General features: G+C 72.6%; 24 protein-coding genes and 1 riboswitch. Of the genes, 11 read left to right on the top strand and 13 right to left on the bottom strand.

Going from position 1 to position 26,995, the window contains the following annotated elements:
- The first annotated feature begins 110 nt into the window (after positions 1 to 110).
- The 7 genes from EF918_RS01030 to EF918_RS01060 all read left to right on the top strand — a co-directional run bounded on the left by EF918_RS01030 (position 111) and on the right by EF918_RS01060 (position 5,839).
- On the top strand, positions 111 to 1,493 hold the full coding sequence (locus EF918_RS01030; protein WP_125639028.1) for an L-serine ammonia-lyase: 1,383 nt from the start codon (positions 111 to 113) through the stop codon (positions 1,491 to 1,493).
- Between the two features lie 144 nt (positions 1,494 to 1,637).
- Positions 1,638 to 2,333, top strand: a complete 696-nt coding sequence (locus EF918_RS36665; RefSeq protein WP_185921544.1) for a hypothetical protein — start codon at positions 1,638 to 1,640, stop codon at positions 2,331 to 2,333.
- A 21-nt stretch (positions 2,334 to 2,354) separates the two neighbouring features.
- A riboswitch (cobalamin riboswitch) is annotated at positions 2,355 to 2,549 on the top strand.
- A 28-nt stretch (positions 2,550 to 2,577) separates the two neighbouring features.
- Positions 2,578 to 3,267 (top strand): energy-coupling factor ABC transporter permease, encoded by a 690-nt coding sequence (locus EF918_RS01040; protein WP_125639031.1) that lies wholly within the window; start codon positions 2,578 to 2,580, stop codon positions 3,265 to 3,267.
- Positions 3,267 to 3,701, top strand: a complete 435-nt coding sequence (locus EF918_RS01045) for an energy-coupling factor ABC transporter substrate-binding protein (protein ID WP_125639034.1) — start codon at positions 3,267 to 3,269, stop codon at positions 3,699 to 3,701. The genes EF918_RS01040 and EF918_RS01045 overlap by 1 nt, the downstream gene beginning before the upstream one ends.
- 3 nt (positions 3,702 to 3,704) lie before the next feature.
- Positions 3,705 to 4,454 carry a cobalt ECF transporter T component CbiQ gene (cbiQ, locus tag EF918_RS01050; protein ID WP_125639037.1) on the top strand — a complete coding sequence of 250 codons (750 nt, stop codon included), beginning with the start codon at positions 3,705 to 3,707 and terminating at the stop codon, positions 4,452 to 4,454.
- On the top strand, positions 4,451 to 5,293 hold the full coding sequence (locus EF918_RS01055) for an energy-coupling factor ABC transporter ATP-binding protein (RefSeq protein ID WP_125639040.1): 843 nt from the start codon (positions 4,451 to 4,453) through the stop codon (positions 5,291 to 5,293). Before cbiQ ends, EF918_RS01055 begins: the two co-directional genes overlap by 4 nt.
- A 9-nt stretch (positions 5,294 to 5,302) precedes the next feature.
- Positions 5,303 to 5,839, top strand: coding sequence for a PadR family transcriptional regulator (locus EF918_RS01060; RefSeq protein WP_125639043.1), 537 nt, complete (start codon positions 5,303 to 5,305; stop codon positions 5,837 to 5,839).
- A gap of 65 nt (positions 5,840 to 5,904) precedes the next feature.
- Here the strand turns inward: EF918_RS01060 and EF918_RS01065 are convergent, their stop codons facing one another.
- Positions 5,905 to 6,117, bottom strand: a complete 213-nt coding sequence (locus EF918_RS01065; RefSeq protein ID WP_125639046.1) for an EF-hand domain-containing protein — start codon at positions 6,115 to 6,117, stop codon at positions 5,905 to 5,907.
- A gap of 254 nt (positions 6,118 to 6,371) precedes the next feature.
- On the opposite strand from EF918_RS01065, the gene EF918_RS01070 reads away from it, so the two are divergent.
- Both EF918_RS01070 and EF918_RS01075 read left to right on the top strand, forming a co-directional pair.
- Positions 6,372 to 7,106, top strand: coding sequence for a tRNA-dependent cyclodipeptide synthase (locus EF918_RS01070; RefSeq protein ID WP_125639049.1), 735 nt, complete (start codon positions 6,372 to 6,374; stop codon positions 7,104 to 7,106).
- Positions 7,087 to 8,319, top strand: a complete 1,233-nt coding sequence (locus tag EF918_RS01075; RefSeq protein ID WP_125639052.1) for a cytochrome P450 — start codon at positions 7,087 to 7,089, stop codon at positions 8,317 to 8,319. The genes EF918_RS01070 and EF918_RS01075 overlap by 20 nt, the downstream gene beginning before the upstream one ends.
- Positions 8,320 to 8,363: 44 nt before the next feature.
- On the opposite strand, the gene EF918_RS01080 is transcribed toward EF918_RS01075, so the two are convergent.
- From EF918_RS01080 to EF918_RS01110, 7 genes are all read right to left on the bottom strand, one after another.
- Positions 8,364 to 9,551, bottom strand: coding sequence for a YncE family protein (locus tag EF918_RS01080; protein ID WP_125639055.1), 1,188 nt, complete (start codon positions 9,549 to 9,551; stop codon positions 8,364 to 8,366).
- Positions 9,548 to 10,351 carry a polysaccharide deacetylase family protein gene (locus EF918_RS01085; RefSeq protein WP_260609679.1) on the bottom strand — a complete coding sequence of 268 codons (804 nt, stop codon included), beginning with the start codon at positions 10,349 to 10,351 and terminating at the stop codon, positions 9,548 to 9,550. Before EF918_RS01085 ends, EF918_RS01080 begins: the two co-directional genes overlap by 4 nt.
- A 404-nt stretch (positions 10,352 to 10,755) precedes the next feature.
- Complete coding sequence (locus tag EF918_RS01090; protein ID WP_260609680.1) at positions 10,756 to 11,364, bottom strand: ATP-binding protein; 609 nt, start codon at positions 11,362 to 11,364, stop codon at positions 10,756 to 10,758.
- Positions 11,365 to 11,499: 135 nt separating this feature from the next.
- Positions 11,500 to 12,267, bottom strand: coding sequence for an enoyl-CoA hydratase/isomerase family protein (locus EF918_RS01095; RefSeq protein WP_125639061.1), 768 nt, complete (start codon positions 12,265 to 12,267; stop codon positions 11,500 to 11,502).
- 42 nt (positions 12,268 to 12,309) lie between these two features.
- Complete coding sequence (locus tag EF918_RS01100; protein ID WP_125639125.1) at positions 12,310 to 13,521, bottom strand: Ig-like domain-containing protein; 1,212 nt, start codon at positions 13,519 to 13,521, stop codon at positions 12,310 to 12,312.
- A 171-nt stretch (positions 13,522 to 13,692) separates the two neighbouring features.
- Positions 13,693 to 15,912, bottom strand: a complete 2,220-nt coding sequence (locus EF918_RS36670; protein WP_185921545.1) for a choice-of-anchor A family protein — start codon at positions 15,910 to 15,912, stop codon at positions 13,693 to 13,695.
- A gap of 145 nt (positions 15,913 to 16,057) precedes the next feature.
- Positions 16,058 to 17,290 (bottom strand): Ig-like domain-containing protein, encoded by a 1,233-nt coding sequence (locus EF918_RS01110; RefSeq protein ID WP_260609681.1) that lies wholly within the window; start codon positions 17,288 to 17,290, stop codon positions 16,058 to 16,060.
- A gap of 412 nt (positions 17,291 to 17,702) precedes the next feature.
- Here EF918_RS01110 and glgX point away from each other — a divergent pair, with 412 nt between their 5' ends.
- Entirely contained in the window at positions 17,703 to 19,904 is a 2,202-nt protein-coding gene (gene glgX / locus EF918_RS01115) for a glycogen debranching protein GlgX (protein ID WP_260609684.1), read from the top strand.
- 82 nt (positions 19,905 to 19,986) lie between these two features.
- Here glgX and EF918_RS01120 read toward each other — a convergent pair whose 3' ends face one another.
- The 4 genes from EF918_RS01120 to EF918_RS01135 all read right to left on the bottom strand — a co-directional run bounded on the left by EF918_RS01120 (position 19,987) and on the right by EF918_RS01135 (position 25,628).
- Positions 19,987 to 21,375, bottom strand: coding sequence for a serine/threonine-protein kinase (locus tag EF918_RS01120; RefSeq protein ID WP_260609682.1), 1,389 nt, complete (start codon positions 21,373 to 21,375; stop codon positions 19,987 to 19,989).
- A 130-nt stretch (positions 21,376 to 21,505) separates the two neighbouring features.
- A complete protein-coding gene (locus EF918_RS01125; protein ID WP_125639067.1) occupies positions 21,506 to 22,711 on the bottom strand; it encodes a hypothetical protein in 1,206 nt (401 codons plus the stop codon).
- Entirely contained in the window at positions 22,708 to 24,426 is a 1,719-nt protein-coding gene (locus EF918_RS01130; protein WP_125639070.1) for a lipopolysaccharide biosynthesis protein, read from the bottom strand. The genes EF918_RS01125 and EF918_RS01130 overlap by 4 nt, the downstream gene beginning before the upstream one ends.
- Positions 24,423 to 25,628, bottom strand: a complete 1,206-nt coding sequence (locus tag EF918_RS01135) for a glycosyltransferase family 4 protein (RefSeq protein ID WP_125639130.1) — start codon at positions 25,626 to 25,628, stop codon at positions 24,423 to 24,425. The genes EF918_RS01130 and EF918_RS01135 overlap by 4 nt, the downstream gene beginning before the upstream one ends.
- A gap of 156 nt (positions 25,629 to 25,784) precedes the next feature.
- On the opposite strand from EF918_RS01135, the gene EF918_RS01140 reads away from it, so the two are divergent.
- Positions 25,785 to 26,291, top strand: coding sequence for an adenylyltransferase/cytidyltransferase family protein (locus EF918_RS01140; protein ID WP_260609683.1), 507 nt, complete (start codon positions 25,785 to 25,787; stop codon positions 26,289 to 26,291).
- Here the strand turns inward: EF918_RS01140 and EF918_RS01145 are convergent.
- Entirely contained in the window at positions 26,272 to 26,994 is a 723-nt protein-coding gene (locus EF918_RS01145) for a CDP-alcohol phosphatidyltransferase family protein (protein ID WP_125639074.1), read from the bottom strand. The two genes, EF918_RS01140 and EF918_RS01145, sit on opposite strands and share 20 nt — an antisense overlap.
- Position 26,995 lies beyond the last annotated feature (1 nt).

Genomic DNA, 26,995 nt, shown 5'->3' on the forward strand with positions numbered 1-26,995 from the left:
CCGGCGAGGCGTTCGTCCGCCCGCGCTAAGCTCGTCTGTCGGACAAAATCCGCACATCCCCCCCAGCTGCCCCTCCTCCCACCCACGAGCAGACATAGGAGTCCGCAACCGTGGCCATCTCCGTCTTCGACCTCTTCTCCATCGGTATCGGTCCCTCCTCCTCCCACACGGTCGGCCCGATGCGCGCCGCCCGGATGTTCGTGAACCGGCTGAAGAAGGACGGTGTCCTCGCCCAGACCGCGTCCGTGCGCGCCGAGCTCTTCGGTTCGCTGGGCGCCACCGGCCACGGCCACGGCACGCCGAAGGCGGTGCTGCTGGGGCTGGAGGGGCACTCCCCGCGGACCGTGGACGTGGAGACGGCCGACGACCAGGTGGAGCGGATCCGCCGCAGCGGCCGGCTGCGGCTGCTGGGCACGGACATAGACGACGCGCACGAGATCGCCTTCGACGAGCCCACCCAGCTCATCCTGCACCGCCGCCGTTCGCTGCCGTACCACGCCAACGGCATGACCCTCTTCGCGTACGACGAGACGGGCGCGCCGCTGCTGGAGAAGACCTACTACTCGGTCGGCGGCGGGTTCGTGGTGGACGAGGACGCGGTCGGCGAGGACCGGATCAAGCTTGACGACACCGTGCTGAAGTACCCGTTCCGCTCCGGCGACGAGATGCTGCGGATGGCCCGCGAGACAGGACTGTCGATCTCCTCGCTGATGCTGGAGAACGAGAAGGCCTGGCGGACCGAGGAGGAGATCCGCGCGGGCCTGCTGGAGATCTGGCGGGTCATGCAGGCCTGCGTCTCGCGCGGCATGTCCCGCGAGGGCATCCTGCCCGGCGGGCTGAAGGTCCGCCGCCGGGCCGCGACCACGGCGCGCAAGCTGCGCTCCGAGGGCGACCCGCAGGCGCTCGCGATGGAGTGGATCACCCTCTACGCGATGGCCGTGAACGAGGAGAACGCCGCGGGCGGCCGGGTCGTGACGGCCCCGACCAACGGCGCGGCGGGCATCATCCCCGCGGTCCTGCACTACTACATGAACTTCGTGCCGGGCGCCGACGAGGACGGCGTGGTCCGCTTCCTCCTCGCCGCGGGCGCGATCGGCATGCTGTTCAAGGAGAACGCCTCGATCTCCGGCGCCGAGGTCGGCTGCCAGGGCGAGGTCGGCTCGGCCTGCTCGATGGCGGCCGGCGCGCTGGCGGAGGTGCTGGGCGGCAGCCCGGAGCAGGTGGAGAACGCGGCCGAGATCGGCATGGAGCACAACCTGGGCCTGACCTGCGACCCGGTCGGCGGCCTGGTGCAGATCCCGTGCATCGAGCGCAACGGCATGGCGGCGGTCAAGGCCGTCACGGCGGCGCGGATGGCCATGCGTGGCGACGGCAGCCACAAGGTCTCCCTGGACAAGGTCATCAAGACCATGAAGGAGACCGGCGCCGATATGAAGATCAAGTACAAGGAGACGGCCCGCGGCGGCCTGGCGGTGAACGTCATCGAGTGCTGACCCCGTTGTCCCTGGTGACGGGTACGGTCCGGCGCGGCCGCCGTACCCGTTCCCACGGCAGCCGGGTCCCCGTGTGACGATGGCCCCCCTGTCACCCGTACAGACGCTCGATCCCGAGCGTGCTCGCGTCCCAGGGGGGAACCTTTGCGCACCATCCGTACCGCCGTCGGGCTCGTCGCCGCCGGCACGGCCCTGCTCGTCCTGGCCGGATGCACCGCCGCGGAACCGCAGGCCCCGGCCGCCTCGGGGGCGGCGGCCGGCCCGGCCGGCCAGCCCGGCTCCTTCGACGGGCCCCGGCCGCAGGACCAGAACCTGCTGGCGTGGACCGGCGACCCGAACGACGCCGGGCACGTCACCGCGCAGACCTCCGCCGGGGTCGGCGGCCGGGTCACACTGGTGCGGATCGTGCTGCGCCAGGAGATCACCTGGTCGAACATCTGGCTCGGCCTGGCCGGGATCGACCCGAACGCCTCGCTGTCCCAGTGCTACCTCGGCGTGTACGACGCCCAGGGCGTGCTGCGCGCGAGCACGGCCGACATCTCGCCCCAGCTGATGACCGAGCCGGTGGCCAAGCCGCTCGCGCTGGCCAAGCCGTTCACCGCGGCCCCCGGCACGTACTTCATCGCGCTGCTGCTCAACGGCACCTGGGCCACGAACCAGCTCACGCTGAAGGCCACCGGCGCCGGGATCTCCGTGAACGCCGGCCTGACCCCGCCGAACCTGCGCTACAGCACCGTGCTGACCGGGCAGACCTCGCTGCCCCCGACCCTGAACCTGTCCGAACAGGCCACCAGCACCATCAACACCGGCTGGGCCAGCCAGTGGTACGGGATCTCCTGAGCGGGGCCGGCCGCGCGTGACGTAAGGTCATGGGGCCTTGGTGTTCGGGAAACCGGTGCGAAACCGGTGCGGCCCTCGCCACTGTGATCGGGAAGTCCGGCTCTTTCCTGCGGGAAGCCACTGGGCCGCCGCGGGTGACCGCGCGGCGTGGGAAGGCGGAGCCAGGGGCATCAGTACCCGTGAGCCAGGAGACCGGCCAGGGCGCGTTGTCCATCCACGAGGTGCTGGAGAGGTCTCCCGACTCATGCACATAGCCGAGGGCTTCCTGCCCCCGTTGCACGCGGCCGCCTGGGGCGTCGCGTCCGCCCCCTTCGTCGTCCACGGGGTCCGTGCGCTCAGCCGCGAGGTGAAGGCGAACCCGGAGAGCACGCTGCTCCTGGGCGCGTCCGGAGCGTTCACGTTCGTCCTGTCCGCCCTGAAGATCCCCTCCGTGACGGGCAGTTGCTCGCACCCCACGGGCACCGGGCTGGGCGCGATCCTGTTCCGGCCGCCGGTGGTGGCGGTCCTGGGCACCATCACCCTGCTCTTCCAGGCGCTGCTGCTGGCCCACGGCGGGCTGACCACGCTCGGCGCGAACGTCTTCTCGATGGCGATCGCGGGCCCCTGGGCGGGGTACGGGGTGTACCGCCTGCTGAAGAAGTTCGACGCGCCGCTGATGGTCTCGGTCTTCCTCGGCGCGTTCTTCGCCGACCTGGTCACCTACTGCGTCACCAGCGTGCAGCTGGCGCTGGCCTTCCCGGACCCGGGCAGCGGCGTCGCGGGCGCGCTGGTGAAGTTCGGCGGGATCTTCGCGGTCACGCAGATCCCGCTGGCGGTCAGCGAGGGGCTGCTGACGGTGCTGGTGATGCGGCTGCTGCTGCAGTCCAGCAAGGCGGACCTGGCCCGGCTGGGTGTGGCCCGGGCGGAGCGCGCGGAGCAGGGGGCGGCGGTCTGATGTCGAAGAACGCGAAGATCAACACCTTGCTGCTGCTCCTGGTGGCGGCGCTGGCCGTGCTCCCGCTCGCGCTGGGGCTCGGCGAGGGCAAGGAGGAGCCGTTCACCGGCGCGGACGCGCAGGCCGAGGCGGCCATCAGCGAGCTGCGGCCCGAGTACGAGCCGTGGTTCTCCCCGCTGTACGAACCGCCCTCGGGCGAGGTCGAGTCGGCCCTGTTCGCCCTCCAGGCGGCCCTGGGCGCGGGCGTCCTGGCGTACTACTTCGGCCTGCGCCGGGGCCGCCGCCAGGGCGCCGCGGCCGCGGCCGCCACGGCACCGGCGGGCGCGGAAGCCCCGGCGGGCGCGGAAGCCCCGGCGGGCGCGGGAGCCCCGGCGGGCGCCGCCGCCGCGGCCGGCCCAGGCGACGGTGGACCGGCCGGCCCCACGGGGGCCTGAGGCGTGCTGCCGATCGACGCCGCCGCGCACGCGAGCCGCTGGCGGCACCGGCACCCGCTGGAGAAGGCCCTGCTGGGGCTCGGGCTGACCGGGTGCGCCGTGGCGCTCCCGCCCTGGCCCGGGGCGCCGCTGGTGGCCGTGGCCACCCTCGCCGTGCTGCTCGGCCCGGCGGGGGTCGGGCGGCGGCAGCTGTGGCGGGCGTTCCGGCTCCCGCTGGGCTTCTGCGTCACCGGCGCACTGCCGCTCCTGGTGGCGGTCGGCGGCCCGGCCGGGCCCGTCGCCCTCGCCCCCGACGGACCTCGGCACGCGACCGAGTTGCTGCTGCGCACCTCGGCGGCCTCCCTCGGGGTGCTGCTGTTCGCCTTCACCACGCCCGTCTCCGACGTGCTGCCCCGCCTGGTCCGGGCGGGGGTCCCGGCACCGGTGGTGGACGTGGCCCTGGTGATGTACCGGATCGGTTTCCTGCTGCTGGACGCGGTCGCCCAGGTGCACGCCGCCCAGGCGGCCCGGCTCGGCCACACCGGCCGGGCCGCGCTGTGGCGTTCGGTGGCCGGCCTGGCCGCGACCTCGTTCGTCCGGGCCTTCGACCGGGCGGCGCGGCTCCAGGCGGGCCTGGCCGGGCGGGGCTACGACGGCACGCTGCGGGTGCTGGTGCCCGAGGCGGCGGTGTCCCCGCGTTTCCTGGCCGCCACGGCGGCCCTGCTGACCGGCGTGGTCGGCGCGACCCTCGCTCTGGAAGGACTCCGGCCGTGAAGCCGTTGGTACGACTGTCGGGCGCGAGCTACGCGTACGAGGACGGCCCCCCGGTGCTGTCCGGGGTGGAGTTCGCGATCGCCGAGGGCCGGGCGCTGGCCCTGCTGGGCCGCAACGGCAGCGGCAAGACCACCCTGATGCGCCTGCTCAGCGGGGGCCTGCGGCCGTCGGCGGGCAGCCTGCTGCTCGACGGGGAGCCGGTGGCGTACGACCGCAAGGGGCTGACCCGGCTGCGGTCCTCGGTGCAGCTCGTGGTCCAGGACCCCGACGACCAGCTGTTCGCCGCCTCGGTGGAGCAGGACGTCTCCTTCGGCCCGATGAACCTCGGCCTGCCGCCCGAGGAGGTACGGGCCCGGGTGGAAGCCGCCCTGACCGCGCTGGACATCACCGCCCTGCGGGACCGGCCCACCCATCTGCTGTCCTACGGCCAGCGCAAGCGGGCCGCGATCGCCGGCGCGGTGGCCATGCGGCCTCGGGTGCTGATCCTGGACGAGCCGACGGCGGGCCTGGACCCGGACGGCCAGGAGCGGCTGCTGGAGGTGCTGGCGGGGCTCACCGGGACCACGGTGGTGATGGCCACGCACGACGTGGACCTGGCGGTGCGCTGGGCCGACGACGCGGCCGTGCTCACCCCGTCGGGCATCCGGACCGGCCCGGCGGACGTGCTGCTGTCCGACCCGGAGCTGCTGGCCTCGGCCCGGCTGCGGCCGGCCTGGGCGCCGGCGGTGGCGGCCGTGCTGCGCGCGCACGGACTGCTGGCGCCCGGGGCCGGAGCGCCGCGCACCCCGCAGGCCTTGGCCGGCTGGCGGCCCGAGGTGCCGGGAGCGGCGCAAACCTAGGATGGCGGCATGTCGCTGCCGCACGCCATCCTCACCGCCCTGCTGGAGAAGCCCTCGTCGGGGCTGGAGCTGACCCGGCGGTTCGACAGGTCGATCGGCTACTTCTGGTCGGCCACGCACCAGCAGATCTACCGCGAGCTGGGGAAGCTGGAGGAGGCCGGGCTGATCCGGGCGCTGCCGAGCGTGCAGCCGGCGCGCGGGCAGAAGAAGGAGTTCGAGGTGCTGCCGGCCGGGTCGGACGAGCTGCGGCGGTGGGTCGGCCAGAGCCAGGACCCCAAGGCCGTCCGGGACCCGCTGCTGCTGCGGATGCGGGCGGCGGCGGTGGTGGGCGCCCAGGGGCTGCTGCCGGAGCTGCGGCGGCACCTGGAGCTGCACCGGAGGCAGTTGGCGGTGTACGAGGCCATCGAGGCGAAGGACTTCCCGCCGGAGCGCGCCTCCGACGGGGACCGGCTGCGCCGGCTGGTCCTGCACGGCGGGATCGCCCTGGAGACGTTCTGGCTGGGCTGGCTGGAAGAGGCCCTCGCGGAGGTCGAGGACATGGCCTGACCTCCGCCGGGCACGGCGGCGCCCCGGCGCGGCAGGTGCACGGCCGGGGCGGGCGGGCGCGAGGCCTACTTGTTCAGGGAGGCCCAGAACTCGTCGAAGCTCATCACCTTGTCGCCGTCGATGTCCTTCGAGGCGATGACGGCCTCGGCGACCGTGGTGGTGACGTGGTAGTCGCCCATCGCGGCCATGACCTCGCGGTACTCGGCGGCCGTGACGAAGCCGTCGCCGTCCTTGTCGAACTTGTTGAACGTCTCCCGGGCGCGGTCGATGTCCGCCACTGGGTCCACCCCTTCTTCGTGCTTGTTGACCGGCTCAGGGTAGCGGCCCCGCGGCCGGCGCGGACCCCGGGGTCCCGATCGGGCGGCAGAAAGAAATTCAAAGCCGCCCCGGTAAGCCGGAAGCTATAGTTCCAGCCAACAAATCGGCCTTCCACTTGTCACGCTCCGGCGCCACCGCATAACGTTGCGGCATTGCCGCCACACCAGGAGCGCAGGGCTCCCAGGGACAAGCGGCAACAAGGGCGATCACATAGGTGACGATCACTACTGACGCATCATTCGAAGTTCTGCCCTTCACCCGTACGTGCCGCCATATCTGGGAAGACGGCGACCATGTGCTCATCGGCGTGAGTCCTGGCAACAGCTACTTCAGTGCCGAGCGCATCGCCATGCTCGCCCGGTGGGCCACGACACGCTTCGCGCAGGTCGACTTCGTCTACGCCGACCTCCACGTGGACCGGATGTTCGCCGCCTTCGGCTACAGCCGGGAGCACGCCGAGAAGCGTGCCTCGAAGGAGATCAAAGCGGTCCGGCGGCGCATCCTCAAAGGCGTGGAGGAGTCCTCTCCGCACCACGCCGAGATTCGGGTGAGGGCACTTTCCGAGTTCGGGGACAACCCGGTGTACCAGTTGCTGCACCGACGGGTGCTGCATTTCCTGGAAACCGATGACGAATTCCGTAAGGGCTGTGAGCAGATGGCCCTGCACTTCGTCGGTTCCAAGTTGCCGGAAGGTGAATCCATCACGGACGAACAGTTGCAGGTCTGTTTCGACTACATGGCGGCGGAACTCCCGTTCTTCGTGGACACCCCGAGCATCCTGGAGGTCCCGTCCTCGGTGGCGGCCTACCACGTCCAGATGCCGCTGACCGAGGTGCTCTACGCCCGCGGCGGGGGCCTGCGCGCCACCCGCAACCAGGCCTACGCCGTCGTACGTCCGGAACGTCGTGAAAGTCCCGAAAGGAACGTCGTTGAGTACCAGGCAGCTTGAGAGCACCGAGGAGCAGCCGCTCCTGGACTTCCCGCTCTCCCGGCGCGGTGACGTGCTCCCCGAGGAGTGCGCCTGGCTGCGCGAGAAGGCGCCGGTGGCCAAGGTCCGCACCCTGACGGGGGACACCGCCTGGCTGGTGAGCAGCTATGCGCTGGCCAAGCAGGTGCTGGAGGACGAGCGGTTCAGTCTGAAGGACACCGCGAACGCCTGGGTGCCGCGGCAGTACGCGCTGACGATCCCGCCCGAGGTCGTCGACAACATGGGGAACATCAACAGCGCGGGCCTGCGCAACGCGGTGATGAAGGCGCTCAACCCGCGCCGGCAGGGCCTGCAGGACTGGCTGCGGGCCCAGGCCGGTGAGCTGATCGACGCCCTGGTCGCCGAAGGCGGTCCGGCCGACCTCCGGGCGGGGTTCGCCGACCCCTTCTCGGCGGCGCTGCACTGCCGGGTGCTCGGGGTGCCGTTCGACGACTGGCGGCGGCTGATGTCGGGGCTGGACGTGGCGTTCATGACCGCCCGTGAGCCGTTCGCCGACTCGGCCCTCAACTGGTACAAGGACGTGGGCTACTTCAGCGGGCAGCTGGCCGCCCAGCTGGGCCGACCCGCCGAGGAGCGTACGGGGCTCCTCGGCCGGTTCGCCGGGCTGAAGGAGGCCGACCCGGAGTCGGCGCACCTGACCGACGAGATGTTCGCGACCGTCGCCGTCTCGCTGTTCGGCGCCGGCGCCGTCTCCACCTCCGCGTTCCTGGTGCTGGCGGTGCTCGCGCTGCTCCAGCGGCCGGAGCTGATCGGCTACCTGCGGGAGCACCCGGAGCGGATGCCGAAGGCCGTGGACGAGCTGCTGCGCTGGAACCTGTCCGTGGGGGACGGACTGCCGCGCATCGCCCTGGCCGACATCCAGCTCGGTGACGTGCTGGTCCGCGAGGGCGAGCTGGTGCTCGTCCTGCTCGAAGGGGCCAACTTCGACCCGGAGGCCTTCGACCGGCCCGAGGTGCTCGACCTGGAGCGGGAGGGCCCCCACGCCCACCTCGCCTTCGGTGGCGGCCGGCACTTCTGCCCGGCCTCGGCCCTGGGCCGGGCGCACGCGGAGATCGCGCTGGAGGTGCTGGTCGAGCGGCTGCCGTCGCTGCGGCTGGCGGTGCCGGCGGAGAACCTGGTGTGGCGCACCGGGTTCATCAAGCGCCTGCCGGAGCGGCTGCCGGTCGCCTGGTGAGCAGGGGCCCCGGGGATCCCGTCCGGTCCCCGGGGCTCCACCCGTCAGCGGAAGATGCCGGTGTGGCCGAGCGAGTAGCGGCCGGGCTGCGGATAGACGGCGAGGCCGTGCGGGCCGTCGCCGACCGGGATCCGGGCCAGCTGCTTGCCGGTGGCGGTGTCGATGGCGTAGACCTCGGAGTTGTAGCGGCCCGACAGCCACAGCACCTTGCCGTCGGCGGAGACGCCGCCCATGTCGGGGCTGCCGCCGTCCGGCAGCTCCCACTTCTTGGTCAGCTTCTTCGCGGTGAAGTCGAAGACCGAGATGCTGCCCTCGCCGCGGTTGGAGACGTACATCTCCCGCGAGTCCCGGCTGACGTACAGGCCGTGGCAGCCCTTTCCGGTGGGCAGCAGGCGCGGGGTGTCGAACGTGTCGCCGCTGAGCACCCACATGCCGTCGGCCATCATGTCGGCGACGTAGAACGTCTTGCCGTCCGGGGAGATCTTCACGTCCTGCGGCATCGCGCCCTCGTAGGGCAGTTTCTGCTGGCCGACGACCTCCATCTTCTCGGTGTCCACCTTCAGCAGCTCACCGGAGAACTCGCAGGAGACGATGAAGTAGCGGCCGTCCGCGGAGAAGTCCGCGTGGTTGACCCCGAAGCAGGTCACCGGCACGGTCTTGACCCGGTCCATGGTGTGCGGGTCGCGGAAGACCAGCTCGCGGTCGAGCGAGGCCATCACCACCGCGTACTTGCCGTTGGGCGTGAAGTACAGGTTGTAGGGGTCGTGCACCTCGACCGGCTCGCCCGCCTCCCCCGTCGCCGGGTTGATCGGGGTCAGCGTGTGCCCGCGGTTGTTGTTGACCCACAGGGTCTTCAGGTCCCAGGACGGCACCACGTGCTGCGGCTGGACCCCGACCGGGATGGTGTCGATGACCTTGTACGACGCCGGGTCGATGACGGAGACGGTGTTGGAGTTGGTGTTCGGCACGTAGATCCGGGACGGGAAGTCCTTGACCAGCGGGGAGAGCTTGTTGGGCCGGTCGGCGGCGTACACGTCCTTGGGATCGAGGACCGGGGGCATCCCGGGCAGGCCCGGCGGGACCTCCGGGACGGCCTTCACGGGCCGGCCGGCGCCGGCCGAGCCGAGGGCCTCGGGCTTGCCCCCGCTGCCGGCGCCGCAGCCGGCCAGGGCGGCGAGGACCAGTCCGGCGAACAGCGCGGTGGCCCTCCGGGAAGGGCGGGTGGTCGTCATGGCGTCAGCAGCTCCGTGGTGGTCACCGCGCGCAGCTTGCGGCGCGCGAGTTCTTCGAGGAGGGGCGGCATCGCGTCGACCGTGTCCGCGTAGCCGAAGTGCAGGCTCACCACCGATCCGCTGCGGACCGGCCCGATGACGTTGCGGATGACGGCCGCGGCACCGGGCGAGGTGAAGTCGAGGGAGTCCACGTCGTACGACAGGACGTGCGGATAGCCGGCCCGCTGGGCCAGGCGCTGGACGAGCGGGGCGGCGTACTGGCCCTGGGAGTGGCGGAACCAGGGGCCGATGGAGCCGGTGAGCCGCTTGAGCCGCTCGGCGCAGCCGGTGATCTCGGCGTACGCCTCGGCCTCGGGCATGGCGTTGATGTCGCCGTGGTGCCAGGTGTGGTTGCCGAGCTCGTGTCCGCCGTCGAGGATCCGGCGGGCGAGTTCGGGGTGGGCGTCGAGCCAGGTGCCGATGGCCAGGACGGTCACCCGGGCGCCCGCGCGCTCGGCCTCGGCCAGGACGGCGCGGGCGGTGGCGGGGTCGCCGTTGCCGTGGAAGGTGAGCGCGACCGCGGGCCGGTCGCGCGGGCCGTGGTCGATCTGGACGGGCAGGCCGGGGAACCGGCGCGGCCCGGCGGCCGCGCGGCCGGGCGCCCGGCCGGGCCGGGCCGCCGCCGGCGGGGCGGCCGGGGGTGAGGAGCCGGGGTGCGCGGCGGGGGTCGTACGGGTCGTGCCGCAGGCGGCGGCCAAGGCCCCGGCGACGGCCGCCGCGCTCGCGCGCAGGGCCGCGCGGCGGTCTGGATAACAGAGCACCTGCCCATTTAAGGGGTGGTTGGCCCTGAAGGTAATGATTGACCCAATTCGGGACCCTGGACCAGGGCGGACCTCCCGGGCCGTTCACCACCCTTCCATCAACGATTCACGCACGTGGGCCCATATGTATGCATGGATTGTGAGGCGGGTGGCCCACCTCACCTAGGATTCAACGCGAAACTATTGCGATATGCACACTTATGTCCGAGTAGGGACTTTTGGTGTTCGGGGCGGTTGTCTGCCATAGTCGGAACCACGACTTCCCCATTGACCCGAGCGAAGTCATCCCCGCCGAGGACCCACACCCCACCGGTCCTCGGCACCCCTATGAAGCCCCCGCGGCGCCCCACTCCGGCGACTGGGGGCTTCAGGCTTTCCGGGGCCCGGCGGCCGCGCGTCGCCGCTCAGCGGTCGGCGACCCGCATCTCGAACCAGGTGGTCTTGCCGCGCGGCAGCAGGTCCGCGCCCCAGCGGTCGGAGAGCTTGTCCACCAGGAACAGCCCCCGACCGGTGGTGTCCAGCTCGTGCACCGGCATCAGACAGGGCAGCCCGCGCGAGGGATCGCGCACCTCGACCCGGATCCAGCCGCGCCGGCGCAGCATGCGCAGGCCGAAGGAGCGGGCGCCGGTGTGCCGGACGGCGTTGCCGACGAGCTCGGAGACCAGCAGCACGACATGCTCGGCGATCTGCGGGGACAGGCCCCACAGCCGGACCACCACGCACTGGGTGATCCGCCGCGCGGTGCTCGCGGATTCCGGCAGGGACGGGAGCGTCACTTCGGCCTCGGCCGGGTTGCCGTACAACTCCAGTGCCCTCAGGCCCTGTTCGTCCTCGATAGCCGCCACCAGCCGTACAGCGGAAGCGCCGCCGCGCTGCCGCGGTTGTTCCACACCCTCCAGGCCCGCCATGCACCCATCATGGACGGCCCGGTGCCCCTCCCGTGCCGTCTCGCAGGAAAACACCCCCTGCCGGCCCGGCCGCACAGGGGGTGTCGTGTCATATGACCTCGGCATCCGAGGAGTTGTCATACCCGTCGTGACCTGCGGTGACATCACGCCGGGAGATCATCACGGAGAGTGGGTGCCCGCCCACGCTTAAGGCTGCCTTAAGCCCTGGCTAATCCACCCACAGGGTGATCACCCAGCCGACTAGACGAATTTGGCCTTTCCGGGGCCCTCCTCGACGAAGCTGCGCATCCCGCGCTCGCGGTCCTCGGTCGCGAACAGCCCGGCGAACCAGGTGCGTTCGATGGCCAGGCCGGTGTCGATGTCGGCCTCCAGACCCGCGTCCACGGACTCCTTGGCCGCGCGCAGCGCGATGGCCGGGCCCTGGGCGAGCTTCGCGGCCCAGGCGTGCGCCTGCTCGTAGACCTCGGCGGCCGGCACCACGCGGTCGACCAGGCCCAGCGTGAGGGCCTCGTCCGCCTTGACCATGCGGCCGGTGAAGATGAGGTCCTTGGCCCGGGACGGGCCGATCAGCCGGGACAGCCGCTGGGTGCCACCGGCGCCCGGGATCAGACCGAGCAGGATCTCGGGCTGGCCGAGCTTGGCGTTGTCGGCGGCGATCCGGTAGTCGGCGCACAGCGCCAGCTCGCAGCCGCCGCCCAGCGCGTAGCCGGTGATCGCCGCGACGACCGGCTTGGGGATCCGGGCCACGGCGGTGAAGGAGTCCTGCAGGGCCCGGGACCGCGCGACCATCGCCGCGTGGTCCATGACCTGCATCTCCTTGATGTCCGCGCCCGCCGCGAACACCTTCTCGCCACCGTGGAGGATCACCGCGCGGACGTCGGAGCGGTCGCTCGCCTCCACGGCGAGCTCGCGCAGCCGGTCCTGGGTGGCGATGTCGAGGGCGTTCATCGGCGGGCGGTCCAGCCGGATGGTGCCGACGCCTTCGGAGACTTCGAGAGAGATGGTCATACGGGCACGTTAGTGCCCGTTAACCGTCCCGCACCAGCAGGGCTACTTGATCCACTCCGACCAGGGCATGTTCCACCCGTTGAGGCCGTTGTCGGGAGCGATCTGCTTGTCCTTGGAGTTCTTCACCACGACCACGTCACCGATCAGCGACTCGTTGAAGAACCAGGCCGCCGGGGCGTTGTCGTCGTACGCGCCGCGGACGTCGCGCAGACCCACGCAGCCGTGGCTGACGTTCTCCGAGCCGAAGGTGCTGGAGGCGGCCCAGTAGTTCCCGTGGACGAAGGTGCCGGAGTTCGACAGGCGCATCGCGTGCGGCACGTCGGAGATGTCGTACTCGCCGCCGAAGCCGACGGTGGCCCCGTTCATCCGGGTCACCTTGTACTTCTCGCTGATGACCATCTGACCGTTGTACGTGGTCGTGGACGGGGCGCCCGCGGTGATCGGGACGGACTTGATGACCTGGCCGTCGCGGACGACCTCCATCTGGTGGGTGCTCGCGTCCACCGTGGAGACCTGGGACCGGCCGACGGTGAAGGAGAAGGTGCGGGTCTGCTTGCCGTAGACCCCCGGGCGCCCCTCGACGCCGTCGAGACCCAGCTTGACGGTCACCTTGGTGCCCGCCTTCCAGTAGTTCTCGGGGCGGAAGTCGAGCCGGTCGTTGCCGAACCAGTGGCCCTCGATCTGCACCGGCGGGTCCGCCGTGACCTGGATCGCCTTCTCCACGGCCTCGGTGTTGGTGATGCCGCGCGAGAAGTTGATCGACACCGGCATGCCCACGCCGACGGTGGTGCCGTCCTCGGGCTGGTAGTGGCCGACGAAGGTGTTCTTCGGGGTGAGGGTGGTGAAGGTGATGTCCTTGGCGGACTCCCGGCCCGCCTCGTCCTTGGCGACCGCGTGGACCTTGTACTCGGTGGCCGCGCCCAGGTGCCGGGCCGGCTCCCAACTGGTGCCGTCGCCGGAGAGCTTGCCCTCGACGGCATTGCCCTTGGTGTCGGCGACCGTCACCGTGGTGAGCTTGCCGCCCGTGCTGGATATCTTCAGCACGCCGCTGGTCTCGACTTCCTTGGAGCCGTCGTCCGGCTTGATGGTGACGACGGCCTGCGAGGCCTCGTTGCCCGTCCGGGCACCGCCGCCGTTGCCCCCCTTGTCGCCCTGGCCGCCACCGGCACCGCCACTGCAGGCGGTGGTGAGCAGCAGCGCCGCGCCGAGCAGCAGGGCCGGCAGGCCGGTACGGATGCGCCGCTGAGGCTGCACCTTCACGCTTTTCTCCCCATGTCCCCCGCGCGCCTACGCGTCGCGCGCATGACGACAGGTAACCACATGGGTGCATCACGAAGAGAAACGGACGTGTCACCGTTCCGTCCCAAGTGGGGAGGGTGGTGTTCCGTGTACCGGCCCCCGGCGTTCTCCTGCCGGGCGGGTTCCTCAGCCCCGCGGCTCGTGGTGCCCGGGCTTGCCGTGACCGGGCTTGTGGCCCGGCTTGTGGTGGCCCGGCTTGTGACCGGGCTTGTGGCCCGGCTTGTGGCCCGGCTTGTGGCCCGGCTTGCCGTGGTGGTCCGGCTTGCCGTGGTGGTCGCGTACGTTGGTCAGCGCCACCACGAGCCGGTGGTCCGGGGTGTCACGGTCGAGCCGCAGCGGGCCGGTCACCGCGTCGCGGGGCAGGACGTACCCGTCGGGGACGGCGATCTCCCGCAGGTAGTACCAGCCGTCGGGCAGGTAGCCGAAGGTGCACACCCCCTGGGCGTCCGTACGGCAGCCCGGCCGCACCAGCAGGTCGAGGTCGTCGCCCTCGGTCTGGAGCCCCTCGGTGCCGTTGGTCTCCTGCCACAGCTCGAACACGGCCCCGGCCAGCGGCACGCCCTTCTTGGCGTCCTTCTTCTCGATCCGGATCGTGCCGTCGTTCTGGCCCTGGGTCCGGCGGTTGGTGACGGTGACGGTCACCCCGGCGGAGGCGTTCGGCTCGGGCAGGTCGACCCGGGTGACCACCACGGTCGGCAGGTCGTAGCCGTCGGGGGCGCGGGTCTCGCGCCAGTAGTACGTCTCGCCCGCGCCGACCACGAGGGAACAGCGGCCCTGCGCGTCGGTCCGGCACTCCAGCAGCCGCTCGTCCGGCGTGTCACCGGTGGTCTGGAGCCCCTCGACGTCGTTGGTCTCGCGCCACAGCTCGAAGCGGGCCCCGGCCAGCGGCTCTCCGGTCACCGCGTCCGTCTTGCGCACGGCCACCCGGCCGGTCGGCTCCGGCGGCTCGGGGGTACGGCGGTTGACCGCGGTGAACGACACCCCGGTGCCGGCGTTCGCCGCGGTCAGCACCAGCGGGTCCGAGACCCGCTGGGCGGGCAGGTCGTAGCCGGGCGGGGCGGTGGTCTCGCGCCAGTAGTACGTGCCGAGCGCGGCCTTGTACGTGCAGCGGCCGGCGGCGTCCGTGGTGCAGTCGGTCTCCTTGACGTCGGCGTTGATGCCGACGGTCTGCAGGCCCGGGGTGCCGTTGGCCTCGCGCCAGAGCTCGAACTCGGCGCCCTGCAGCGGCCGGCCGTCGGGGTCGGTCTTGAGCACGGAGACCTGACCGGTCACCGGCACCGGACCGGTACCGCAGTCGGGCAGGTCCCCGTCGAACGGGTAGGCGTGGAACTCCTGGCCGCCGCCGGTGGTGCTGGTGTGGGTCAGGGAACCGGCGGTGAAGAACCGGCCGTTGAAGCCGGGCAGGGTCACCGTGGTCTCGGAGCTCTGGTCGCCGACCAGCACCGCGCCCTGGAACTGGCCGCTGCCGCGCAGGCCCACGGCGGTGGCGTCGGGGAAGTTCCACAGCAGCCGGCGGCGGTAGGTCTGCTCGCCGCTGTAGGTGACGACGGCCCGGTCGCTGCCGAGCACGTTCACCAGGATCGTGGCGCCCTCCGGGATCCGCGCGAAGCGGATGCCCTGCTGGACGCGGTTGGCCCCGGCGATGTCGGCGTCGACGTTGAAGACCTGGAGGGCGGAGGTCCCGTCCCCGGTGAACAGCGTCTCGAAGCCGCTGTTGGCCACGGTCCCGGTGGCCGGGCGCAGGGTCCCGCCGGGCCGGGCGTAGCACTCGCTGGCGGTGGTGAGCCGGTCGCGCAGGCCCGCGTACGGCTCGACGGCGCGGGGGTCCTGCTCCAGCCGCGTCGCGACGACCGTGCCGGTGCGGGGTCCGGCGTGCCGGACGACTCCGCCCTCGGCCAGCAGGCGTTCGCCGGTGGCCACGGAGACGCCGCCGCCGGTGGTCAGGAAGTCGGAGCCCAGCGGGGGCTGGGTCTGGGAGCCGGCGCCGACGATGCCCACGTTGTAGACCTGGCTGACGCCGTCGGCCTTGTCCTGGTCGAAGGAGCCGAGGACGACGACCCGGCCCTCGGCCTCGGCGGCCCGTTCGCGGACCCGGAAGTCGCCGCCGACGAAGATGTTGATCCCGGCGTCGCGCCCGTTGACGGGACCGGTGTGCGGGTCGAGGTAGCGGTCCGGGCACTCGGGCCCCGCACAGGGTCCCAGTCCGCCCGGGAGCGGGGCCGCCGCCCGTACGGCGGGGCCCGCCGCCCGGGCCGGCTGGGCGGGGGCGGCGGTGGCCAGCACCGCCGCCGCCGTGGCCAGGCCCAGGGCCAGCCGCCCGGGCCGTGTGGCCGTCCTTGCTGTCATGTCTCTCCGTCCTTCTGCCGGCACTGCTGCCTGCCAGGCTGGGCGGGGAGCGGGAGACGGCACCCGAGGACACTCCCGGACTACGGCATTTCGATCACTGGAGTCACCCTGACGGTGACCACCGCGCGGCGGCCGTGCCGGGAACTCAGGTCAGGGCGGAGCCCGCGATCCAGTCGGGCCAGGACATGTTCCAGCCGCCCAGGCCGTTGTTGGGGGCGACGGTCTTGTCCTGGGAGTTGACCACCTCCACCACGTCGCCGATCAGGGTCCGGTCGAAGAACCAGCCGGCCGGGGTGTCCGAGCCGCCGCCCTTGTCGTCGCGCAGACCCACGCAGCCGTGGCTGGTGTTGGTGGTGCCGAAGGTGTCGGGGCTGGCCCAGTAGTTGCCGTGCAGGAAGGTCCCGGAGCTGGTCAGCCGGATGGCGTGCGGGACGTCGGGGATGTCGTACTCGCCGCCGAACCCGACGGTCTGGCCGTTCATGCGGGTGACGTCGAACATCTCCATCACCACCATCTTGCCGTTGTACGTGGTGGTCTTGGGCGCGCCGGCGCTGATCGGGACGGTCGAGAGCACCTCGTCCCCGCGCCGCACCACCATGGTGTGCGCCTCCGCGTCGACGGTGGAGACCTGGTGCCGGCCCACCGTGAAGCGGACCTTCTTGTTCTGCAGCCCGTACGACCCGGGGGCGCCCTCGACGTCGCGCAGCTTCAGGTCGATCGTGACCTCGGTGCCCGGCTTCCAGTACTGCTTGGGCCGCAGGTCCAGGCGGTCGTTGCCGAACCAGTGCCCGGCCACCTCGACGGGCGGGCTGGCGGTGACGGAGATGGCCTTCTCGACGGCGGCCCGGTGGGTGATCGCCCGGCTGAACCGGAAGGAGATGATCATCCCGGTGCCGACGGTGGAGCGGTGCTCGGGCTTGAAGTAGCCGATGAACCGCTCCTCCGGCACGAAGGTGGTGAAGGTGGTGTGCCGGGCCTGGCGCCGGTCGTGGCCGTCCACGGCGACCGCGTCCACGGTGTACTTGGCGGCCAGCGCGAGCTTGCCGTGCTCCGGGTCGGGACTCCAGCTCAGGCCGTCCTCGGCGACGGCTCCGGGGACCTCCTCCTCCTGGGCGTCCTCCACCTTGACCACCTTGACCCGCTCCAGGCGGCCCTCGGGCACGGTCACCGACAGCGGGCCCTCGGCCGGGACGCCCTTGGCGTTGTCGTCCGGGGTGATCCGGATCGCCTCCTCCGGGGACCGGGGTTTGCCCGGGAGCTGGATCTCGACGGGTGGCCGCCCGTCCTCGGTGCATCCGGTCAAGCCGCCCAGCAACCCCGCCCACACCGCCAGGACGGCCAGGGCCGTCCCGGTCCGGCGACACGTCACAAGTCTCACGTCCCGTCCAACGACAGCGCCCCTTCGGGGGAAACGTGAGTGCGGCCCAGGTTCCGGGCAGAACAGTGGGAAGGACCATACGGGGGCGGGCCCGGGCCGGGACGCCGGGGCCGCACTCCCCACCCCCGCCGTGGCCTGGAACAGCCGTGGAGGCGGGCAGGTGTCGAGTGCAGCCGAGCAGGAGGCGGTGGAGGCCGCCGCGGACGGGACGCGGGACGGTGGCGCCGCCGCGGACGGGACGCGGGACGACGGTGGCGCCACCGTGGACGGGACGCGGGACGACGGTGGCGCCACCGTGGACGGGACGCGGGGCGGTGGCGCCGCCGCGCCCGTACGCCCGGTGACGGGCCGGCCGAACGGCCAGGCGAACGGACGGACGAACGGCCGGCCGGGCCCCCGCGCCGCCACCGCCCTGACGGGCGGCCAGCTCCGGGGCGGCCGGGCCGGCCCGGGGACGGACACCGGGGCGCCACCGGTGTGGCCGGGCTCCTCGGACCCGCTGGGCGCGCGCTACCGGGGCGGCCCCGAAGGGGTCGCGGGCACCAACTTCGCCCTGTGGGCCCCGGGCGCGGAGTCCGTGGAACTGTGCCTGTTCGACGCGTCCGGGGCCGAGACCCGGTGCGCGCTGACGGAGCTGACGCACGAGATCTGGCACGGCTTCGTGCCGGGCGTGCGCCCCGGGCAGCGGTACGGGTTCCGGGTGCACGGCCGCTGGGACCCCTGGACCGGGGCCCGCTACAACCCGGCGAAGCTGCTGCTGGACCCGTACGCGCGGGCCGTGGACGGGGACTTCACCCTGCCCCCGGAGGTGTACGGGCACGTCCGTGACTGGCCCCAGCAGTACATCGCCGACACCGTCCGCGACGACCGGGACTCGGCGCCGTACGTGCCCAAGGGCGTGGTCGTCCACGATGACGACGACTGGGCGGACGACGTACGGCCGAGGACCCCGTGGGAGGACTCGGTCATCTACGAGCTGCACGTGCGCGGCTTCACCATGCGCCACCCGGGGATCCCCGAGGAGCTGCGCGGCACGTACGCGGGGCTGGCCCACCCGGCGGCGGTCCGGCACCTGACGGACCTGGGGGTGACGGCGGTCGAGCTGCTGCCGGTGCACCAGTTCGCGCACGAGGACCACCTGCTGCGCCGGGGGCTGCGCAACTACTGGGGCTACAACTCGATCGGCTACTTCGCCCCGCACGCCGGGTACTCCGCCAGCGGGACGGCCGGCCAGCAGGTCGGGGAGTTCAAGCGGATGGTGCGGGCCCTGCACGCGGCCGGGATCGAGGTGATCCTGGACGTGGTGTACAACCACACCGCGGAGGCGGGCGAACTCGGCCCGACGCTGTCGCTGCGCGGCATCGACAACCGCGGGTACTACCGGCTCCAGTCCGACCAGCGCCGCTACGCCGACTACACCGGCTGCGGGAACACCCTGCACGCGGGCCGCCCGCACGTGCTGCGCCTGATCACGGACTCGCTGCGCTACTGGGTCACGGAGATGGGGGTGGACGGCTTCCGCTTCGACCTGGCGGCGGCCCTGGCCCGCTCCATGCACGACGTCGACATGCTCTCCCCCTTCCTCGCGGTGATCGCCCAGGACCCGGTGCTGCGCCGGGTGAAGCTGATCGCCGAGCCGTGGGACGTGGGCGCGGGCGGGTACCAGGTGGGCTCCTTCCCTCCGCTGTGGACGGAGTGGAACGACCGCTACCGGGACGCCGTACGGGACTTCTGGCGGGGCGCCCTGCCGGACGTACGGGACCTGGGCTACCGGCTGTCGGGCTCCAGCGACCTGTACGCCTGGGGCGGCAGGCGACCGTACGCCTCGGTCAACTTCGTCACCGCCCACGACGGCTTCACCCTGCGCGACCTGGTGTCGTACGAGCGCAAGCACAACGAGGCGAACGGGGAGGACAACCGGGACGGCACCCATGACAACCGCTCCTGGAACTGCGGGGCCGAGGGCGAGACCGACGACGTCCGCATCCTGTCCCTGCGCCGGCGCCAGCTGCGCAACCTCCTGACCACCCTGCTGCTGTCCACCGGGGTGCCGATGCTGGTGGCGGGCGACGAGTTCGGCCGCACCCAGGGCGGCAACAACAACGCCTACTGCCAGGACAACCCGACGGGCTGGGTGGACTGGTCCCTGACGGAGGAACCCGCCTGGCGCGAGCTGTTCGCCCTGACCCGCCGACTGCTGCGCCTGCGCCGGGAACACCCGGTCCTGCGCCGCCGGGCCTTCTTCTCGGGCCGGCAACAGGGCGCGGACGGCCTGCGCGACCTGGCCTGGTTCACCCCGGACGGCCGGGAGATGACCGAACGCGACTGGTACGCCCCGACCGCGTCCCTGGGCCTGTACCTCTCGGGCCGCGACATCCCCGGCCGCGACGCCCGGGGCCGCCCGGTGACGGACGACAGCTTCCTGACCCTCCTGCACGCCGGTGACCGCCCCCTGTCCTGGGAACTCCCGGGCGCCCCGTGGGCGACGTCGTACGAGCTGGTGATCGACACGTCCCACGAACAACAGACGATCCCCCCGACCCTCCGCCACCGCGCCGGCACCCGCATCACGATGGCGCCGCGGTCGGTCCTGCTGCTGCGGGTGGTGGGGTGAACCGAGCGGTGAGCGGCTGCGCCTGATCCCGTACTCCGCGGCGCGGTACGTCATCTGCCGCGTGGGGGCGCGCGGCCGGCGGCTACCGGCCCACGTCGACCCTGAAATGGAGCCGGCCGCCCTCCGTCTGGAGTACGGCGCCCTGAAGGGTCGGGTCTTTGTAGGACGGCACCTGCTCGACCAGCATCGGGCAGCCGTGCTCGTCGTCGAGGCAGCCGCCGAATTCGGCACCGAGGGCATCGACCCGCGCTACGCCCGCCTGCTTGCTCATCCACTCTTCGACCAGGGACACCTGGTCGGCGCAATGATCGACGCACGGGTCGGGCCACGTGTACGTCACCTGTACCCGGTCCTGGTCGATGCGGGTCGTGGTCCCCCGGGAAAAGCCCGTGGGGCCGGTCAGGGCGTCGGCCACTCTCCGGTTGGCCTCGTACGATTTCTCGTCGGCCCGCTTGTCGAGGAAGTACCCGGCATACGTGACCAGCCCGATCACCAGTGTCATCGTGCCCAGCTTGGCCCACGGTGGGAAACGTCGGCGCCGTACGGGCCCCGGCCTGGCGGTGGTCTGCGATGCCGGCTGCTGCACAGCGGGGCTCCGCGCCGGCATGGTGGGGGTGCGGAACGCAACGGGGCCTGCCTCGGCAGGGGTAGCCGTGAGGGAGACCTGGCTCAACTGGTGCTGCAGCTGCTCCATGGTCAGGCGCTGGGCGGGATCCTTGTGCAGCAATCGGTCGAGTACGGGACCGAGCGCGCCCGCCCGCACCGCCGGGGCCGGTTCCTCCGTCACGACTGCGACCAACACCGCGCTGGGGGCAGTTCCCGCGAATGGCGGGCGGCCCTCCACGGCCGCGTACAGCGTCGCGCCCAACGACCACAGATCCGACTCGGCCGTCGCGGGCAGACCACGGACCTGCTCGGGCGCCATGAACGCGGGCGTCCCCATGATCATGCCGGTGGCGGTGAGGGTGGCGTCCCCCTCAAGTGCGGCGATCCCGAAGTCGGTCAGGACGACCCGGTCCCCCTCAAGGAGGATGTTGGCGGGCTTGATGTCCCGATGGGTGATCCCCATCCGGTGCGCGGCACCGAGCGCAGCCGCCACTTGCCGCCCGACATCCACCGCCCGCTGGGGCGTGAGCGCCCCCTGTACCTCGATGAGATCGGCCAGGGACCCGCCGTTCACCAGCTCCATGATGATCCAGGGCCGCCCATCGAGGCCCGATATCCGGTCATGAACGGTGATGATCCCCGGATGCTTCAGTCGTGCGGCGGCGCGCGCCTCGCGGTCGAGCCGGGCGATCCAGTTCTGCCGCTCGGCCTCGCCCAGGCGCTCGGGCAGCCGCAACTCCTTGACAGCGACGTCCCGCCCCAGCTGCTCATCGTGGGCCTGCCAGACGGCGCCCATGCCACCTCGGCCGAGCATTCGGCTCAACCGGTAGCGGCCCGCCAGGAGTTGACCGTGATCCTCGTCCACGCAGGAAATATAGCCGGGGGCTGCCGTGGCCGGGCCCTGGCCTTCATGCTGCTCTGCCCGAGCGAACCGGCCACCCATGCCGTGCCGCAATGAGTGCCGCGGTGCGGTCCCTACCGGCCCGCGGGTCCCCTCAGGCCGGTGTCGGGACGCCGGGCCGGGTGCGGTGGACGCGGAGCCAGGCGGCCGTGGCCTTGAGGGCGGAGCCGGCGGCCAGGCCCCAGGCGGCGCCGGCGGCGCCGGCGGTGGCGTAGCCGGCCAGGAGGAGGGCGACCGAGAGGAGGGAGTAGGTGATCTGGAGGGAGAGGGTCGACCTCGGGGCCAGGACGCGCAGGGTCAGCAGGGCGCAGGTGCCCAGGGCCATCACCGCGTACTGGGCCCCGGTCGCCGGCAGGAGGGACGCCGCCGCGTCCCAGGTGTCGCCGAGCAGCATCCGCCCGTACCGGGCCGGCAGCAGGTGCAGCACGGTCGCCCAGAGCGCGGCCACCGCTGCCAGGGCGGCGCCCAGCGCGGCCGTGGCGCGTACGGTCGCCCGCTTGTCGCCGAGCCGGGACAGGAACGGCGGGCCGAAGGAGTTCGCCGAGTTGAACAGGACGTTCAGTGGGCCGAACAGGGTGGTGGCGCCGCGCAGGGCACCCACCGCCAGCGGGGTCGCGAAGACGCCGAGTCCCAGCACGGCGAGCTGGCTGGAGCCGTTGCCCACCGCGAACTCGACCACGAAGCGCCGGCCCAGGTGGCCGCGCCGCAGGTACGGGGTCAGCGAGGCGCGCGCGTCGCGCACGTACGGGCGCAGCAGCCACAGGCCGAGGGCCAGCGCCGGCAGGGCCGACAGGCCCCAGGCCAGGACCAGTCGGGCGGGCGAGGTGCCCGTGGGCTGGACGGCGAGGGCGGCGACCACGCACACCAGCCGCAGGGCGTCCGCCGCCAGCGCCCGCTGCGGGGTCCGCAACGCCGAGAAGCAGTACCGCAGCCCGTCCTGGAGCAGGGCCACCGGCAGGACCAGCCCCAGGGCGGCGAACGCCCAGCCGGTGGCGCCGGACAGGACCGCGCCCGTGCCGGCCAGCGCGGCGCCCACCGCCGCGGACGCCGCCGCGGTGAAGGCCAGCGCCGAGCGGCACTCGGCGCCGAGCCGTTCGCCGCTTTCCAGCACCAGGGTCTGGCCGACGTAGGCCATGTTCAGCCCGAGCAGCACGGTGAAGGTCACGTAGACCATCGAGAACGCGCCGAACCCCGACACGGTCGACAGCCGGGCCGCCAGCACCAGCACCAGGATGTTGGTGGCGCTGGTGGCGGCCTGGTCCAGGACGGAGGCGGCGGCGGCGAGTCCGCGCCGGCTCACCTCTGGCCCGAGCGGACCGTGCGCAGCGCCACCGTGTCGGTGGCCTCGCCCGCGAGGGCGCCGGCCTCCGGCCCGGGCAGCGGCCCGTCCGGTGCGGGCTGCGCCTCGGCCGTGGAGCCGCGCCGGCCCGGCCGGCCGGCCCGCTTGTCCTCCGGTACCGGGCCGTGGAGCACCGCGCCGAGCACCGTGCCGCCGGCCCCGCTGATCAGCTCGCGGATCCGGGCCAGGTCGGTGCGGTGGACGGCGCGCGGGTCGCAGACGACCAGGACCCCGTCGACCCGGTCGACGAGCGCCAGCGCGTCGGCGTACGAGAGCACCGGCGGGGCGAGCACGATCACCGTCGAGCCCGGGGAGTCGGCCTCGGAGACCAGCCGGGTGGCGCGCGGCGAGGTCAGGGCGCGCGGGACGTTGCGGACGCGGCCGCCCGGGACCAGGTCGAAGGTGCCGGACTCGCCGGCGTCCACCACGAGCTGGCGTCCGTCGGGCCATTCGGCCTCGGTGCCCGTGGTGTGCCCGCCGGTCCCGGTGGGCATCTGGCTCCAGCGGGGCCGGGCCCCGGTGTCGGTCGGCAGCTGGCTGGCCAGCACCGGTGTGCGCAGGTCGGCCTCGATGAGCAGCACGTCCTTGCCGGTCTCGGCGAAGGAGGCGGCCAGGTTCACGGCCACCGCGGCGGCGGTGGCGCTGCTGCCGCGCGGGGCGACGACGAGCAGCCGGCGCCGGTCGGCGAAGCGGGAGTCGTAGGCCAGCCGGAAGGCCACCGAGCGGTACTCCTCGGCAAGCCGCGGATCGGCCTCGCCGGCGGCCAGCAGCGGTCCGCCGCCGGTCCGGTCGCGCGGCAGGGTGCCCAGCACCGGCGCGCGCAGCGCGCGCGAGACGTCGCCGTCGGAGCGCGGGGCCGGGTCGAAGACGAGCCGGACCCAGGCGGCGAGCAGGCCCAGGGCGAGGCCGACGGCCGCGCCGAGCGCCAGCGACATGGGCAGGCCCGGGCCGTCGCCCGCGGTGGGCGGGGTCGCGGTGGTGGTGATCCGGCCCGGGGTCATGTCCAGCGCTTCGAGCCGGGCGAGGTTGGCGTTGAGGGTGTTGACCTTGTTCTGGAGGTCGGTCTTGGTGGTGTACGCGGTGTCGCGGCTGGGCCCGGCGGGCAGGGCCGCGATCTGCTTGACCAGGTCGTCGAGCTGCTTGGCCAGCGGGTCGCGCTGGTCCTTGTACCCCTTGACCATGGTGTCGCGGGTGTCCTGGAGCGCGGCCTGGCGCTGCTTGAGGTACGCCTCGGTCATGGCGTTGGCGCGGGTGGCGGCCGTCTTCGGGGTGGACGCGGTGTAGGTGAAGCGCAGCACCATCGACTGCGGCGGGTTGGTCACCTGCAGCCCGCTGCGCAGCCCGGCCACGCCGGAGGCGGGCACGCCGAGCTTCTTGGCGGCCTCGGCGGCGACCGAACTGCTCAGTGCCGTCTGGCGTTCGGAGCCGATGTTCACCGTCTTGTCGGCGGCGATCGACGGGTTGAACGGGTCGTCGGTCGGGGTACGCAGCACCACGTCGGCGGTGGCGACGTAGGTGTCGGCGGTGGATATGCCCAGGTACACCCCGCCCAGCAGGCCGATGCCGATGCCCGCCCCGATGAGCTTGCGGTAGCGCAGGAGCTGGCGGAACTGGTCCCGCAGGAGGTCGGGTTCGTCCTCGCCGGGGACCGCCGCGGGGCGGTGCGTCTCGCTCACGGCCGGTGAACCCCCAGTGCTTCGTCGATGAGTGCGTCGATACGGGCCAGGCCCGCGTCACGGCTGAGGTGGGCCGCGACGTGGCGGGGTCCGGCCGCGCCGAGCGCGTCCGCGCCCTCGGGGTCCTCGGCCAGCGCCCGTACGGCCTTCAGCAGGGCCTCGGGGTCCTCCGGCGGTACGAGCACCCCGGCGCCCGAACGCTCCACCTCCTGGGCGGTGCCGCCCTGCGCCGCGACGGAGGCGACGACGGGCCGGCCGGCCGCGAAGTAGGAGGTGAGTTTCGACGGCACGCTCATGTCCAGCACAGCCGCGTGCTGCGTGACGGCGAGCACGTCCGCCGCGGCGAGGATATCCGGGAAGTCTCCGTCGGCGGCAGGGGGGATGATGTCCAGGTTCGGCACGTCGGCCGACATCTCGGCGAGCGCCGCCCGCTGGCTGCCGTCGCCCATGAGCACGAACCGTACGTCCGGGTCCCGCCGGGCCGCGCCGACCAGCACCTCCAGGCCCTGCTTGAGCCCCATGTTGCCGGAGTGCAGCACGACGGTCTGCCCGGGCGCCCAGCCCAGGTGGCGCCGGGTCTCGCCGCGCGGCTTGGTGGGCGAGGGCACGTGGGACCAGTTGGGCACGAGCCGGATCTTCGCCGGGTCGACGCCCATGCCCACGACCCGGTCCACGAAGGTCTCGTGGATGACGCCGACCAGCGTGGCCCGCTTGAGCGCGTACGCCTCGGCCCGCCCGGCGACGGCGGCCGCCTTGTCGCCGCCACTGATCCCGCTCTGCGCGGCGGCGGCGCCCATCAGGTCCTGGACGACGGGGACGAACGGCACCTTCCAGCGGGCGGCGAGCCGGGCGGCGAGCACCCCGCCGGCCAGGCTCGGCATCTGGGCGAGGACCGCGTCCGGCCGGGGCATCCGCGGCGGGGCCACGGCGCCGTGCAGCAGAATCGATCCTTCGAACAGGGCGCGCTTCACGGCGGTCTGACGCGCCGGCACGGTGTGCGCGCGCCGGTGCACGGTGACGCCCGCGCGCTCCTCGGTACGCCGTAGCGCCCCCCGGTACTCCGGTTCCAGCGACCACGACGGGTAGTGCGGCATGCCCGCGAACACATGGGTGTCGTGGCCGAGCCGGGCCCAGTGCTCGGCGATCTGCGTGGCGTACGGACCGATTCCGGCGTGCTCGGGCGCGTAGTTGGTGGAAACCAGCAGCAGGCGCCGGTGACCGGAAATGGACACTGAACGTCCCCTTCCCCCTGGATGATGCGCTGCTCACCCTAATCGTTCACCCGCGCACCCCGGAACGCGCGCGCTATTGTCTGCTAATCCGCCGCACTGGGGAGTGCGGCTGCTGGGGGGTAAGAGATGACGGAGCACGACATGTCCGCCCACGGCGCGCCCGCGCGTAAGCCGTACCGCGTCGGATACGCACCGGGTGCCTACGACCTGTTCCATATCGGGCATCTGAACATCCTTCGGCACGCCCGCAGCCAGTGCGACTATCTGGTCGCGGGGGTCGTATCCGACGAGATGGCGGAGCGGGCCAAGGGGCGGCGCCCGATGATTCCGCTGGTGGAGCGGCTGGAGATCGTCCGTAGCGTCAAGTACGTCGACGCCGCCTTCGTGGAGACCGTTCCCGACAAGGTGGAGACCTGGCGGCAGGTCCGCTTCGACGTCCTGTTCAAGGGCGACGACTGGCGGGGCACCGCCAAGGGCGACAAGCTGGAGGCGGACTTCGCCGCCGTCGGCGTGGACGTCGTCTACTTCCCGTACACGGTGCACACCTCCAGCACCCAGCTGCGCCGGGCGCTGGACGCGCTCGCCCAGCCCACGCTCCCCGAGCAGGCCGCCGTCACCGCCGAACGGCGCTGAGCTCCCGGAACCACTTGGTGAGGAAGGCCAGCAGGAACAGCCCGGCCACCGCGCCCAGCGCGGCGTACGCCCACCGGAACAGCTCCCCGCCGCCGAGCAGCAGGAACACCAGGCAGAACACGCCGTAGTCCACCGGCAGCAGAGCCACCGCGCGCAGCGTGGACGGCGCCTCGGCCGGGGTGCCCGGGGCCGGCCGGGGCTTGAGCTTCTCCGTCAGCAGCCCGCCGAAGAAGGTGACCACGGCGGCGAACTGGAAGCCGAGCGGTACCAGCAGCCAGCCGTCGGAGCCGGTGCCGTACGCCTCGGGGAACCGGTGGAAGGCGATCAGCACGCAGGTGTGCAGGGCGGTCAGCTTGGCGGCGTCCACCACGTGGTCGAGCCATTCGCCGGCCGCGCTGCCGCCCCCGCGCAGCCGGGCGAGCTGGCCGTCGGCGGAGTCGAAGGCGAAGCCGACCGCGAGCGCCGCCCACACCGCGAGGCCCAGGCCCCAGGAGGGGGCGACGAGGGCGACCGCGGCGAGGGCGGCGAAGCTGAAGGCGGCGCTGACCAGGGTGACCTGGTTGGGGCTCAGGCCGAGCGCGTAGGAGCCGGCGGCGAGATAGCGCCCGGCCGGGCGGTTGACGAAGCGCGAGTAGAGCGAGACGCCCTTCGCGGACTTCTGTGCCCCGCGCAGCTCCCGCAGCGCGGTCCCGACACTCGCCATG

Origin of the sequence: Streptomyces sp. WAC06614 (assembly GCF_003949795.1) — a bacterium.
Lineage (GTDB): Bacteria > Actinomycetota > Actinomycetes > Streptomycetales > Streptomycetaceae > Streptomyces.

Bases quoted from the DNA above. Each gene is read 5' to 3' on its own strand.
- EF918_RS01145 (WP_125639074.1), bottom strand. From the start codon at position 26,994: ATGGCGAGTGTCGGGACCGCGCTGCGGGAGCTGCGCGGGGCACAGAAG.
- EF918_RS01080 (WP_125639055.1), bottom strand. From the start codon at position 9,551: ATGACGACCACCCGCCCTTCCCGGAGGGCCACCGCGCTGTTCGCCGGA.
- EF918_RS01090 (WP_260609680.1), bottom strand. From the start codon at position 11,364: ATGCCGAGGTCATATGACACGACACCCCCTGTGCGGCCGGGCCGGCAG.
- EF918_RS36670 (WP_185921545.1), bottom strand. From the start codon at position 15,912: ATGACAGCAAGGACGGCCACACGGCCCGGGCGGCTGGCCCTGGGCCTG.
- EF918_RS01040 (WP_125639031.1), top strand. From the start codon at position 2,578: ATGCACATAGCCGAGGGCTTCCTGCCCCCGTTGCACGCGGCCGCCTGG.
- EF918_RS01095 (WP_125639061.1), bottom strand. From the start codon at position 12,267: ATGACCATCTCTCTCGAAGTCTCCGAAGGCGTCGGCACCATCCGGCTG.
- EF918_RS01060 (WP_125639043.1), top strand. From the start codon at position 5,303: ATGTCGCTGCCGCACGCCATCCTCACCGCCCTGCTGGAGAAGCCCTCG.
- EF918_RS01045 (WP_125639034.1), top strand. From the start codon at position 3,267: ATGTCGAAGAACGCGAAGATCAACACCTTGCTGCTGCTCCTGGTGGCG.
- EF918_RS01140 (WP_260609683.1), top strand. From the start codon at position 25,785: ATGACGGAGCACGACATGTCCGCCCACGGCGCGCCCGCGCGTAAGCCG.